Source organism: Phycicoccus avicenniae, assembly GCF_018139485.1.
GTDB classification, from domain to species: domain Bacteria; phylum Actinomycetota; class Actinomycetes; order Actinomycetales; family Dermatophilaceae; genus Phycicoccus; species Phycicoccus avicenniae.
In genome coordinates this window covers 154923-168288 of the sequence record NZ_JAGSNF010000004.1, presented here as the reverse complement: position 1 = coordinate 168288, position 13366 = coordinate 154923, and the positions used below count along the sequence as shown (strand labels likewise).

Sequence of the window (13366 nt, the reverse complement as noted above, 5' to 3'; positions counted from 1 at the left end):
TCTCCGGTCCGCACACCGCGCTCGTGGGGGTCCCGGACGTTCGGACGATCTTCGCGGCGCCGAGCGTCCGAGCAGGGTCGTCCTCAGCGTCGGCGAAGACGTCGGCGCAGCCGCCAGTAACCTCTCTGGAGGCGCCCGAGGCGCGTGTTCGCGAGGGCGTCGTACCGGGCACTGACCTGGGCAAGCTCGGTCTCCCGGCGGCGCAGCATGCCGGCCGCCGCGGCACCGGGCTCGTCCGGTGCCGCGGCCGGCACCGACTCGGCCAGCCGAACCCTGCCGCCGATGTCGTGGGCGACCGTCAGGTGCGCCGACCGGAGCTCGGCATCCGCCGCTCCCCCGCCCCCGCCGAGCAGGCCCTCGAGAAGCTCGAGCGCGTCGTGCTCGCGGTCCGCGGAATGCTGTGACCCCTCGCGGCTTCCCGGCGAGAAACGCACGAAGGGACCCAGCCGTTCGACGTCGTGCACCTCGGACCCGCGGCTGAACTCGCGCAGGATGCGGGCGCCGTCGGCGCGGTCGGCGAGCCAGGCGACCGATCGGTGACCCCGCCTGATGATCCTGTCGTCCGACGCGCACAGCGCCGCGATGTCCTCGGAGAGCCCTTCGCCGCGGTCGTCGGCGATCCCCGACGCCGCGAGCAGGGTCGGGAAGAGCGCCCGGAAGACGCGCTCGTAGGTGTAGTCCGCCGCGACGGCCATGGCCGTCTCCGCGGCGTCCTCGACCATCGAACGGTCACGGTCCATCCGCCCCAACAGCTCGACGAACTGCGTGGTCGAGGCGGCGAACAGGGGATAGTCGGACCCGAACATCCTCCGGTGCATCGGCGTCGGGTTGATGATGCACGGCCGTCCGAGGACACCGTGCTCGAGCAGCTTCGTCGACAGCTCGAGGCTGGAGTCGAGAGATGCGTGACGCCAGCCGATCCCGACGTCGGAGCCCGCGACGAGGGCCCGGGCGTCCGACCGGGTGACGGCGCCGACCCACGAGATGCCCGGGTGCGAACCGAGGAGGTAGCGCACCTCGTCGCCGAACGACGGCCACTCAGGGGGTCGCTTGAAGTGGTCCCCGGCGACGACGAGGCGCAGGTCGGCACCCGCCGACGATGCCTCCTTGAAACCGGCCAGCATCTCGACCGTGTGCCAGGCGGGGGCGAACTTCCCGGTGTACGCGAGGACCAGCGGTCCTCCCGACCGCGGGAGTGCGACGTCGTCCTCCGCCGGCACGGCCGGGCTCAGGAGCGCGACCGTGCCGGCGGCGTCGTCAACATCGAGGACCCGGACGAGGTGGTCGCGCATCTCGGGTGTCTGGCAGAGCAGCGTCGCGTCCCGGTGCAGGAGGGTCATAAGCCGGTGAGCGACGACGGGGTCGACCTCACTGTCGGACGCCACCACCCCCGTGACGTAGACGCAGAGCCGCCGACCGAGGTCCTGCCTCAGCTCGGAGAGGGCGTGCGCGACCTCGGTACTCCGCACCACGACGGCGTCGTAGTGCCCCTGGTCGAGGTAGTGCGCGAGCACGCGCGCCGCCATCGACTCGTCCATGCGGGTCGCTCCCGCGAACTCGGGGACCCGTGCCGCGAGCGTCTGGTCCCTGAAGGGGTCGGTGACGGTGACCCGGTCGTTGGTCAGCATCTCGTGGATGACGACCGGACGTCGGATCGGTGTCGCCGTGACGACGTGCACCGCCATGCCGGGGGCGCTGGTGAGCAGCGACGCGACCCCGGAGACGAAGAAGGCGGAGCCGTCGATGACGTTGAGGTCGACATGGGCGGAGAGGAGGACCCGGAACGGCCGGCTGGACACGCCGATCACCGCCCCTCGACCGTGACGGACAGGTCCACCGAGGTCGCACTGTCGGCCCCGCCGGCCCCGCTGCTCGCCACGCCGTGGACGCGGTAGGTCCCGGACCTGCTCGGCGCCCACACGAAGGTGTTCGAGGCCCCTCGCCGCTGCTCGCGGACGAGGACGTCGTCCCGGTAGACGCTGAAGTCGTAGGAGAGGTCGGTCCCGTCGGCGACGACGACACTCTCGAGGTCTCCGGACTCGCGCTGCCTCAACGTGACCGCACGCACGTGCGCGACGACCGAGTCGCCTGCGGCCTCCAGGCGCTCGAGGCGGTCGGCCACCTGCGCGAGGACCGACTCGAGCTCGAGCTCGAGGTACGCGTAAGCCGACCGCCAGTCGACCGAGTCCTCGCCGGTCACCGGGTCCGTCCGATCATCTCGATCTCCCGGCCCACCGTCGCCTCCGCGCCGCACTGATCACGGACCCGGCGTGCGGCCGCCGCCGACAGGCGGTGGAACAGCTCGGTGTTGTAGTAGAGCATCTCGATCCGGTCGGCCAGCCCGACTGGGTCCTCAGGGGCGGCCAACAGCCCGCTCTCCCGGTCCTCGACGAACTCGGGGATCGCGGCGATGGCCGTGGACACGGGCACGAGTCCGCTCGCCATCGCCTCGCACATCGACACCCCCTGGGAGTCGAAGCGCGTCGGCGCGAGGAAGATCCCGTGCGAGGCGTGCAGCGCGGCGATCTCGTCCTGGCGCAGGAATCCCTCCTCCACGGACACCGTCGGGAGGTTCCTCAGCGGAGACACCGTCTCGGCGAACATCGGTCCCTCGCCACGCAGGGTGAAGCGCAGCCGGTCGAAGAAGGGGCGTGTGGAGAGCTCGAGGATGGCCGCCACCGTCTGGTCGTTGGCGTACTTGTGGGAGGCGAAGGGCCGGATGGACAGGACGTGCAACCTGTCGTCCGTCTCCTTCTCGCGGTAGGGGAAGAAGTCTCCGTCCACGATGTTGGGGATGACGTACGGACGACGCGTCGGCATGCCGGTGTCCGGCTCGACGATGGTGCGACGGAACCAGTCCGAGACGTGCACGACCCGGACGTCCAGCTCCGTCGTGGACATCAGCCACCCCATGAGACGCAGCTGCGCCACGTGGTAGTCGTCCTTCTTCGCCAGGGCCTCCCGGATCTGCGTGGAGCCGTCGGTGAAGTTGAACCACCGGCGGTGCCACGCCTCGGCCTCGAAGCCGTGCACCCACACGATGACGGGGGTCTCCGGCTGGTGCTCGACGACGGGTCGGATCATGTGCTCGTTCGCGAAGTGCACGAGGATCGCTCGGTAGCGGTGGTGTGCGATGCGCTCCTCGTAGTGCGTAGGACCGCCCACGGTGACGCGCACGCCGTCGAAGACGTAGCGGTAGCTCTCGGTCACCGGTGGGTGGAGGTAGTACACCTCGACGTCGATCCCCGCCTCCAGGTAGGCCCGCACCCTGCGGTGGAGGAACGCGTTGCGGTACAGGGCCTGGTCGCTGGGGTAGGTGTTGGCCACGAGCAGGACGTCGGCACGGCCGTCCGTGTCACCCAACGGCTCGGCCGCACGCGTGGAGTCGAGCAGGGTGGGGGAGCCAGGGTGCGAAGGGTCCAGCGCGGTCGTCGTCTCGGGCACGTGGGGTTCCCGTCAGCCTTCGGGTCTCGTGGTGGATGGGGTCGTCACTCGGCACACCCCCCGGACGACGCACCACCCTAGAGGAAGGGCACCTACGACGGCTGGAGGAGCCCGGTCCGTGCGTCTGCGCTCCCGAACGCCACGTCGTCACACCCCCGTGGACGTCCGTCCGCTGCGGGCAGACGCGACGGCGTCGATCTGCGTCGCCAGGGAGACGTAGTTCTCCCGTGCGTAGTGGAAGGGCGCGAGGCCCCAACGGTGTGTGGAGTCGCTCCGGGCGTCGTCGGGGGCCAGGGAGACGACGGGACATCCGAGTCCCTCGACGGCCCACCGGTGGTACTCGTCGAAGAGCTCGTTGGCCTCGTCGGCCGACCTGCCGAAGCTGGTCGGGGACGGCTCGCCGGTCACGGTCCGCGCCGCCCACGGAGGGGCGACGAGCACGGTCTTCTCCAGCAGGTGCGTGCGCTCGAGGAGGTCGCGAAAGGTACCGAGCCCTTCCCACCAGAGGCGTCGGTGGCGGGACGACCCCAGGTCGAGGAGCTCGGCCTCGTCCCGGAGACGCGCGTCGACACCGGTGGACACCAGGTCCACCGACCGTGTGACGTAACCCCCCGATGGAAGGTGTCGGACACCCAGCCGCTCGTCGCACAGGTCCCAGAGCAGCACGTCGACGTCTCCGGCCGTGGACTCGACCGTGGACGCGAGACTGGCGCGCCAGTCGTTGTGGAGCATCCTGCGCTGGAAGGCGGAGTCCGCCTCGAAGGGGTAGAGCGCCTGCGTGTCGACCGGGGAGAAGGCGCTGATCAGGCTCTGTCTCGCGACGTAGTCCAGGAGCGCATACCTGTCACGTGGGAGGAGCTCGAAGGTGTCCCGCGAGACGCAGCTGCCGTAGATGAGGACCTTCACCGGGCCGTCCTCGAGAGGCACGCCCGTCAGCTCCCGAAGTCCGGGAGCCGCTCCCCCAGCCCGAACATCTCCGCGATCGCGGCCACCGAGCGTTCCGCGGCCCGCCCGTCGCCGTACGGGTTCACGGCATTGGCCATCGCGGCGTACGCGGCGGGGTCGTCGAGCAGGCGGGACATCTCCTCGACGATACGGTCCTCGCCCGTGCCGATGAGACGGACGGTCCCGGCGTCGACGGCCTCGGGACGCTCGGTGTTCTCGCGCATGACGAGCACCGGCTTGCCGAGCGAGGGCGCCTCCTCCTGGACGCCGCCGGAGTCGGTGAGGACGATGCTCGCGCGCGCCATGACGCGGGTGAACTCGCCGTAGGCGAGCGGCTCGGTGACGACGACGTTCTCCAGCCCCTCGAGCGCCGGGAGCACGGCCTCGCGCACGATGGGGTTCCGGTGCGCCGGCAGGACGAGGACGTGCTCGGGGTAGGTCTTCGCGACCCGGGCGAGGGCCCGGCCGACACCCTCCATCGCCCCGCCCCAGTTCTCCCGCCGATGGGTCGTGACGAGCAGGACGGGACGGTCGGCGTCCTCGACGGCCTGCAGCCGCGGGTCCGTGAGCGGCACGTCCTGACCGACGGTGTGCAGGAGGGCGTCGATGACGGTGTTCCCCGTGACGGCGATGCCGGCCGGGTCCACCGCCTCCCGCTCGAGGTTCGCCCGCGAGGTCGGGGTCGGCGCGAGGTGCAGCGCGGTCGTCTGCGACGTCAGCTTCCGGTTGGCCTCCTCCGGGAACGGGGAGTGGATGTCGCCGCTGCGCAGGCCCGCCTCGACGTGGACGACGGGGATCTGCCGGTAGAACGCCGCGATCGACGCGGCGGCCACCGTCGAGGTGTCCCCCTGGACGACGACGGCGTCCGGCCGCTCGGCGACGAGGACCGGGTCGAGCCGGTCGAAGACCTTCGCCATGAGCCCGTTGAGGGTCTGGCCGTGCGCGAAGACGTCGAGGTCGTGGTCCGGGGTGATCCCGAAGATCTCGTTGACCTGGTCGAGCATCTCGCGGTGCTGCCCGGTGACGACGGTGACCGACTCGAGGTCCGGGTGGGCCTCGAGCCCCCGGATGACCGGGGCGACCTTGATCGCCTCGGGCCGGGTGCCGTAGATGGTCATGATGCGACGGGACATGGTGCCTTTCAGGTCGAGTGCCGGGCGATGTGCCGGCCGGTCTGGTCCTCGTGCCGCACGAGGGTGGCGCGCAGCCGGGCGCGGCACCTCTCGAGGACGTCGGCGGCGATCTCGTGCTCCCCCTTGGCGACGTTCCACGCCCACCAGCGGTAGGCCCGCGCCGTCTCCTCGGCGGGCCCGTCGAGGACGAGCTCGCCGTCGTGCAGCCAGATGGCCCGGGTGCACATCTCCTCGATGGTCTGCGCGGCGTGCGAGACGAGGAAGATCGTGCCCGCCTGCTGCCGGATCTGGGCCATCCGCTCCTCGCTGCGCTCCTTCGAGGCCGCGTCACCGGTCGCGAGCGCCTCGTCGATGAGGAGGATCTCCGGGCGGGCCGAGGCGGCGATGGCGAACCGCAGGCGGGCGCCCATGCCGGAGGAGTACGTCTTCATCGGGCGGTGGACGGCGTTGCCGATACCGGCGACGTGCAGCACGTCGGGGACGATCTCGTCGGCCTCCGCCGGCGTGCGCCCCATCGCGAGGAGGCCGAGCCGGACGTTCTGCAGCCCGGACAGCTCGGGCATGAGCGCGGCGTTGACCCCGAGGAACATCGGCGTCGACGTGGCGAGGACGTCCCCGTGCGTCGCGGTCTCGAGCCCGGCGATGACGCGCAGCAGGGTGGACTTGCCCGACCCGTTCTGGCCGACGACGCCGATGGCCTCGCCGGCGCGCGCGACGAACGAGACGTCGTCGACGGCCCGGACGGTCACCGTGCCGGTCATCCCGAGCCGGCGGCGCAGCCGCCCGGGGGCCTGGCCGCTGCCGTCGTCCTCGCCGCTCGGCACCCGGTAGTGCACCGACAGCCGGCGCACGCTGACCGTCGGGTCGCCGACCGGCACGTCGGCGGGGGCCGACGTCGTGTCGGGGGTGTCCTGCGCGAGGTCACTCACGGCCGTACTCCTCCTCTCCCTGCCAGAAGTAGAGGAAGCCGAGCAGCGGCGTGGCCACGGCCCAGGCGAGGAGGGTCATCCACAGCGTGAGGTCCGGCATCCGGGCATAGAGCAGCAGGTCACGGCTGATCTCGAGGACGCAGTAGACGGGGTTGAGCTGGGCGATCGCGAGCACGGTCGGGTGCTCGACGAAACGGTCGATGGAGTACATGACCCCCGACCCGTAGAGCCACAACCGGGAGAAGAACCCGAGGACGAGCCGCAGGTCCGGCACGGCGTGCGTGAGCCGCGCCGCGTAGAGGACGACCCCCACGTTGAACAGGCCCTGGAGGACGAGGACGAGCGGGAAGATCAGCCAGTAGACGCTGACCTGCGCGTGCGGCGGGATCACGAGGATCATCGCGACCATCACGAGCAGCCGCGGGCCCATCGACATCGTCTCGCGGAGCGCGAGCGAGAGCGGGATCGCGGCCCGGGGGAAGGCGAAGCCGCGGATGAGGTTCTTGCCGGACGACAGGACGTTGGCGCCGCCGTTCAGCGACTGCGAGCTCCAGCCGAAGAGGAAGACCCCGATGAGGAGGAAGCCGACGTAGTTCTCGATGCCGCGCGAGACCCCGAGGAGCAGCCCGAAGATGAGGTAGAAGGTGAGCCCGTCGAGGAGCGGCCGGCCGACGAGCCAGAAGCGCCCGAGGACCGTGTCCTTCGTGCCCGTGAACGCCCGCGCCCGGGAGTCGGCCCACACGAAGTGCCGGCGCCCCCACAGCTGCCGCACGTACGAGAAGAGCCCGGGGCGGCGGCCGACGGGACGCATCCGGCTGATGTCGACGTCCTCGACGCGGAGGGAGGGCGGGGTCTTGGTGGTGCTCACCGGGTGCTCCCCACGCTCTCGTAGACGGCCAGGTACCTGTCTGCCATCGCCTGCCAGGTGCGGGCGGCGGCGACCCGTCGGCCGCGACCCGCGAGGTCGGCCCGCAGGGCGGGGTCGGCGGACAGCGCTCGGAGTCTATCCGCCAGGTCGCGCGGGTCGTCCGCCCGTGCGAGCAGTCCCGCGCCGTCGTCGTGGCCGACGACCTCGGCGAGGGCCGGCAGGTCGCTCGCGACGACCGGCCGTCCGAGGGCCATCGCCTCGACCGGCTTGAGCGGGGTGACGGTGCGCGCGACCTCGGTGTCACGGCGCGGGACCGCGAAGACGTCGAGCGCCCGGTGCCAGTCGGGGGCGACCGACCGGTCGACCCGGCCGGGGAGGACGACGTGGTCGGCGATGCCGAGGTCGTCGGCGAGTCGCTCGAGACCGGGCCGCGCCACCCCGTCCCCGACGAGGGCGCAGCGCACGTCGAGCCCGTCCGCCCGCAGGAGGGCGACCGCCTCGAGGAGCACGTCGAGGCCCTCGTACCCGACGAGCGAGGAGACGGTGCCGACCCACAGCCCGTCCTCCGGAAGCCCGAGGGCCTGTCGGGCGGCCTCCGGCCCGTCGTCGGGGAGGGTCAGCAGCGCCGCGTCGACGGCGTTCGGCACGACGGTGACCCGGTCCGGGGCCACCCCCGCACCGACGACGTGCCGGCGCAGCACCTCCGAGAGCACGACGACGTGGTCCGCGGCGCGGGCCATCTCGACCTCGCGCTCCTTCCAGGACCGGTAGCGCTCGCTCGCGGCGGCGTCGTCCCGCTCGGCGGCCGGATGGCCCGCGACCCACGTGCGTTCGAGCTGCCCGCGCATCTCGTAGACCCACGGACGCCCGAGCGCGTGGGCGGCGGCCTCGACGACGAGGCCGTTGACGAAGTGCGTCGTCGTGTGGAGGACGTCGGCGTGCTGCGTGCGGGCCAGACGGGCCACCTCCGCCGCGGTCTGCTCGAGCCGTTGCTCCGGGAGCCGGGCGAGCCGAGGGGGCAGCAGCCGGTGGTAGGGCACGCCGTCGACGACGTCCCGGTCGGCCGCCCACGGCAGACCGACGGTCACGGGGTACCCGACGCGGGTCACCGCCCGGGCGTCGACGCCGACGTCCCGCTGGGCGCGCAGCACGGCGTGCGAGCGCAGCGCGTAGCCGGACTGGGTCCAGGGGAGGGAGTTCGTCAGGAGGTGGAGGACGGACGGGCCGCCCGGCGCCCGGGTCACGGGCGGACGCGGCCCTGCGGATCCCTCGAGGGTCGGCACGGCGAGCCGGTGACCCGGGGTGTGGACGAGCCGTTCGGACGCGAGGCGCTCGGCCTGGCGCCTCCCCGCGCGGGCGTCGGAGGACCCGGCGAGCGCGACGGCACCCCCCATGTCCCCGAGGTGCCAGCGGCGCCGGGCCGCCAGCCGGGGGTCGGCGTCCGCCGGCAGCGGGAGCCCGAGCTCGACGGCGAGCTCGGTCCCGAGCCGGCCTCGCACCGGACGTCCCGTGAGCAGCGGGACGGCCTCGCCCGGCCGGTCCGCGACGACGAGGCCGAGGGCGTGCAGCGCCGGACGTCCGCTGCGTCGGCCCGCGCCGACCAGCGCGCGGGCCAGGGGGCGACGCACGACGAGCGGCACCCGGCGGACGGCGAGGACCCCGGAGCGCACGGGGTCGTCGCGCAGCCGTTCCCGCCCGACGGAGGCGAGCATCGCGAGGTTGCGGACGAGGCCGCGGACGTCGGCGCGGTCAGCGGGCACCCGCGACCACCGCCTCGAGGAGGTCGGCGTACGCGCGCCCGAGGGCGTCGGTGCCGGCGTGCTCGGCGGCCCAGGCCCGTCCCGTGGCCGGCACCCGCAGCAGCTCGCGGTCGGCGGCCAGCCGCTCCCACGCGTCGGCCAGGCCGGCCACGTCCTCCGGGGCCGAGACGGTGCCCGCCTCGCGCCCGGCGACGATCTCCGCGGCCTCCCCGCCGACGGCCGCCGTGACGTGGATGCCGAGGCCCATGACCTCGTAGAGCTTCGACGGCACGGTCCACTCCAGCGCGGGCCACGCCCGCAGGGTGACGAGGGCGGTGTCGGCCCAGGCGTAGTGCTCCCCCATCGTCGCGTGCGGCACCGGCCCGACGACGTCGACCGGCGCCCGCAGCTCGGCGGCGAGCCGGGCCAGCCGGTCCCGCTCGGCGCCCGCGCCGACGAGCCGCAGCCGGACCGGGACGCCGCGGTCGGCGGCGAGCGCGGCGGCCCGCACCGCCGTGCCGAGCCCTTGCGATCGCCCCATGGTCCCGGCGTGCAGGACCCGCAGCTCGGCCGTCGGGACCCGCGGGACGTGCTCGGCGTAGCCGGAGACCCCGTGGGCGGCGTTCCGGACGACGTGGACGGTGGGCACGTCGCGACCCCGGAGCACCTCCGCGAAGGTGTCGGTCGTCACGACGACGGCGTCGGCCCGACGCTGCTGGCGGGTCAGGACGCTCGCGACGCCGCCGCGCGCCCTGCGCGAGACGCCGTGCAGGCCGCGCCGCAGCCGCGAGGGCTCCTCGCCGGACCACTGGTCCGCGACGTCGAGCAGGTCCGGCCAGGCGTCGCGCAGCTCGGCGACGAACGGCACCCCGAGCCGGCGCGCGAGCCGGCCGCCCGCTCCGAGCATCGGCAGCGGCGGCGCGGTCGCGACGACGACGTCCGGCCGGGGCAAGACGGCCGACCGGCCACGCCGGACGACGTCGGCGGCGACGACGACCTCGTCGGCGACCCGTCCGCCGATGGCCCCGGTGTGGGGGCGGAAGGCGACCCGGTGCACCGTCTCCCCGTGCTCCCCCGTCGCCGTGGTCCCCGGGCGCAGGTGTGCGTGCGCCGGCAGCACGCGACCCCCCGGGTAGTGCGGCGGCGGGGCGAGGACGTGGAGCTCGTGGCCGAGGCCGGTGAGCACCCGGGCCAGCGCCGACCAGCGGTGCTGCGGGGCGCCCACCTCGGGGGCGTAGTAGTGCGTGAGCAGCAGGACCCTCACCGGCTCGCCTCCCGCGCCGCGACCCAGCGGGCCGCGGGACCGACGGTCGCGACGAGCGCGAGGTAGGCGGCGCACACGACGAGGACGAGGGCGACGGACCCGAGCCGGAGCGCCGGGGCCGCGCCGAGCACCCCCGGCAGGGTGACGAGCGAGCACAGGAGGGTCCCCGACACCACGAGCGCGGCGACCCGGGCGTGCGACCAGCCACCCCGGACGAGCCGCTGGTACACGTGCATCCGGTGCGGGGCCGTGACCGGGTCCCCCGCCGCGAGACGGCGCAGCAGGGTGACCCCGGCGTCGGCGAGGAGGAGCGCGAGGGGCGCGAGGACCGTCTCGACGGGGGCGCCCTCGACGACGAGCCAGGTGCCGACGACGGCCCAGGTCGCCCCGAGGGCGTAGGAGCCGACGTCACCGAGGAAGACCCGTGCGACGGGGAGGTTCGCCGGCAGGAACCCCGCGGCCGCTCCGGCGACGGCGAGGGTGAGGACCGCGGCACCGGGCACGCCCGCCGTGACGGCGACGACGGCGAGCCAGCCGCCGGCGACGACGGCGTGCCCGCTCACGACGCCGTTCGCGCCGTCCATGAAGTTCGTGACGTTGACGAGGAGCACCGTCGCGAGGACGACGATCGGCACCCAGGACCAGGCGACAGCCGGCACGCCGGCCGCGAGGACGAGACCGACCCCCAGCCCGACGGCGACCTGGGCGAGCAGCCGGACCCCGGTGCCGAGCGAGCGCAGGTCGTCGACGAGGCCGACACCGGCGAGCAGGACGACCGGGACCAGCGCGGCGAGCCCCGCGACGGGCGTCGGGGACCCCGTCACCGTCGCGACGAGCACGGCGGCGACGACCCCGGCCAGGGCCCCGCCGACGACGGCGAGCCCACCGCCCCGGGGGACGGGGTCGGCGTGCATCGACCGGGACACCGGGACGTCGAGCACCCCGCGGCGCACGAGGACGGGCAGCAGCAGCCGCACGAGCAGGACGGAGGTGACGAGCGAGACGGCGACCGCGACGACTCCCGGGAACACCCCCGTCACGGGCGACCGCTGGTCACGGTCCGGTCGCGGTGGACCGCGGGCGCGGGCGAGGCCGCCAGCGACGGCAGGACCGAGGCCACCAGCGCCTCCCCGGACCCGGCGAGGACCTCGTCGCGGGTGCGGTCGATCTCGTCGAGGCACCCGGGGTGCAGGACCGGGACCGTGACGTGGCTGACGAGCGGGTGGTAGGGCCGCTCGTCGGGCTCGGACTCGGCGAGCACACGCTCCTCGAGCTTCTCCCCCGGCCGCACGCCCGTGTAGCGGATCGTCGGCTCGGGGTAGCCCTGGAGCGCCGCGAAGCGCCGGGCGAGGTCCTCGATGTTGTGCGGCGTGCCCATGTCGAGGATGAGCCCTTCGCCGGTCCGTCCGTGCACCCCCGCCTGGAGCACCAGCTGGGTCGCCTCGTGGACCGTCATGAAGTAGCGGGTCATCTCGGGCGAGGTGATGGTGAGCGGGAGCCCGGCCGAGAGCTGGGTGGCGAAGGTCGCGAGCGCGGAGCCGCGCGAGCCGAGGACGTTGCCGAAGCGGACCGAGATGTATCGCGTCCCGGGCGCCGCCGCGGTGCCCAGCGTCGCGGTGAGCCGCTCGGTGATCCGCTTGCTGTAGCCGAGGACGCTGCGCGGGTCGGCCGCCTTGTCGGTGGAGATGTTGACGAACCGCTCGACGCCGCCGTCGACGCACTCGGTGAGCAGGTCCGAGGTGGCGGCGACGTTCGTGAGGAAGGCCTCGCCGGGGAAGCGCTCGGCGAGGGTGAGGTGCTTGACGGCCGCCGCGTGGAAGACGACGTCCGGCCGGTACCGCCGCACGAGGGCGCGGACGAAGGACCGGTCGCGCAGGTCGCCGAGGACGAGGTCCTCGGAGTCGAGCAGCCCGCGCCCGTCGAGCGAGAGCTGGGTCGCGTGGAGGAGGCTGTCGTCCCGGTCGGTGACGACGAGCCGCGCCGGCGCGAAGGCGGCGATCTCGCGGCACAGCTGGGAGCCGATGGAGCCGCCGGCACCGGTGACGAGGACGACTTGGTCGCGCAGGTACCCCTCGATGCCGGCCTCGTCGATGTGGACCGCGCCCCGTCCGAGGAGGTCCTCGAGGTTGACGGAGCGGAACGGCTGGCGGGCCGAGAGCTCGATCCGGGAGGTGGGCCGGGGGTCGAGGTCGGAGCCCGGCTCACGACGCTCCTCGTCGCGGGCGCCGACGATCTCGTCGAAGGAGGGCAGGACGAGCAGCTCGCACTCGGCGACCTCGGCGAGGTCGACGACCTGCTCGACGAACCCGGGCGGGGCGCTGGGGACGGCGAGGAGGACGACCTCGGCCTCGGTGCGGGCCGCGATCCGGGGCAGGTCGCGCACGAGGCCCTGCACCCGGACCCCGCTCACGGAGTGGCTCTGCTTGCGGCGGTCGTCGTCGACGATGGCGACCGGCATGAGGGTGCTGGCGGAGTCGTCGAGCATCATCGCGACGGCGCGCTGGCCGCCCCAGCCGGCGCCGACGACGATCGCGCGGCGTGCGTCCGAGCGGCCCCGGCGCCGACGGCTGCGGTGGTACTGCCGGGCGAGGTAGCGCAGGGCGAGCCATCCCGAGAAGGCGCAGAGCGGCGCGGCGAGCGCCACGGTCGCGGGCAGCAGGGCGGGCGTCGTCGAGACCGACACCGCGGTGAGGGAGGCGACGAGGAAGGCGGTGACCACGCCGAGCCCGACGACCTCGTCCTGGCTGCCCCACCGGGTGCGGCGGGCGACGAGCAGGAGGTAGGTGACGACGTGCACCGCGACGGCGAGCCCGAGGGCGGTGCCCAGGCCCTGCCGGTTGATCTCGGCCGTCTCGAGGTCGTAGCGCGCGAGGGCGAGGACGACGATGACGACGACGAGGACGGCGGCGTCGAGGAGGCAGAGCGCGCTCGTCGGCCAGCGGCGGGCCGACGCGATTGCCGGCCGACGGCTGGGCTGGGCGACGGCGTGCCCCTGTCCCCCTACCGCGACCGGGCGGTCCGTCCTCGGCTGCTCCTCGGACACG

General features: G+C 73.8%; 11 protein-coding genes. All 11 read right to left on the bottom strand.

Annotated elements, in window-relative coordinates:
• Positions 1 to 83: 83 nt before the first annotated feature.
• The 11 genes from KC207_RS04815 to KC207_RS04765 all read right to left on the bottom strand — a co-directional run bounded on the left by KC207_RS04815 (position 84) and on the right by KC207_RS04765 (position 13365).
• On the bottom strand, positions 84 to 1808 hold the full coding sequence (locus KC207_RS04815; protein WP_211601764.1) for a glycosyltransferase family protein: 1725 nt from the start codon (positions 1806 to 1808) through the stop codon (positions 84 to 86).
• Entirely contained in the window at positions 1805 to 2200 is a 396-nt protein-coding gene (locus KC207_RS04810) for a hypothetical protein (protein WP_211601763.1), read from the bottom strand. Before KC207_RS04810 ends, KC207_RS04815 begins: the two co-directional genes overlap by 4 nt.
• Entirely contained in the window at positions 2197 to 3444 is a 1248-nt protein-coding gene (locus KC207_RS04805; protein WP_211601762.1) for a glycosyltransferase family 4 protein, read from the bottom strand. Before KC207_RS04805 ends, KC207_RS04810 begins: the two co-directional genes overlap by 4 nt.
• A 147-nt stretch (positions 3445 to 3591) precedes the next feature.
• Positions 3592 to 4350: a DUF6270 domain-containing protein gene (locus KC207_RS04800; protein WP_211601761.1), complete on the bottom strand. Its 759-nt coding sequence runs from the start codon at positions 4348 to 4350 to the stop codon at positions 3592 to 3594.
• A gap of 26 nt (positions 4351 to 4376) precedes the next feature.
• Positions 4377 to 5507: a non-hydrolyzing UDP-N-acetylglucosamine 2-epimerase gene (gene wecB / locus KC207_RS04795; RefSeq protein WP_282958953.1), complete on the bottom strand. Its 1131-nt coding sequence runs from the start codon at positions 5505 to 5507 to the stop codon at positions 4377 to 4379.
• A gap of 23 nt (positions 5508 to 5530) precedes the next feature.
• On the bottom strand, positions 5531 to 6451 hold the full coding sequence (locus tag KC207_RS04790; protein WP_211601759.1) for an ABC transporter ATP-binding protein: 921 nt from the start codon (positions 6449 to 6451) through the stop codon (positions 5531 to 5533).
• The gene (locus KC207_RS04785) at positions 6444 to 7319 is read right to left on the bottom strand and encodes an ABC transporter permease (RefSeq protein ID WP_249138563.1); all 876 of its coding nucleotides are present in this window, start codon (positions 7317 to 7319) and stop codon (positions 6444 to 6446) included. Before KC207_RS04785 ends, KC207_RS04790 begins: the two co-directional genes overlap by 8 nt.
• A complete protein-coding gene (locus KC207_RS04780; RefSeq protein WP_249138562.1) occupies positions 7316 to 9079 on the bottom strand; it encodes a glycosyltransferase family 4 protein in 1764 nt (587 codons plus the stop codon). Before KC207_RS04780 ends, KC207_RS04785 begins: the two co-directional genes overlap by 4 nt.
• Entirely contained in the window at positions 9069 to 10322 is a 1254-nt protein-coding gene (locus KC207_RS04775) for a glycosyltransferase family 4 protein (RefSeq protein ID WP_211601758.1), read from the bottom strand. Before KC207_RS04775 ends, KC207_RS04780 begins: the two co-directional genes overlap by 11 nt.
• Positions 10319 to 11362: an MraY family glycosyltransferase gene (locus tag KC207_RS04770; RefSeq protein ID WP_211601757.1), complete on the bottom strand. Its 1044-nt coding sequence runs from the start codon at positions 11360 to 11362 to the stop codon at positions 10319 to 10321. The genes KC207_RS04775 and KC207_RS04770 overlap by 4 nt, the downstream gene beginning before the upstream one ends.
• Positions 11359 to 13365: a polysaccharide biosynthesis protein gene (locus KC207_RS04765; protein WP_211601756.1), complete on the bottom strand. Its 2007-nt coding sequence runs from the start codon at positions 13363 to 13365 to the stop codon at positions 11359 to 11361. The genes KC207_RS04770 and KC207_RS04765 overlap by 4 nt, the downstream gene beginning before the upstream one ends.
• Between the last annotated feature and the right edge of the window lies 1 nt (position 13366).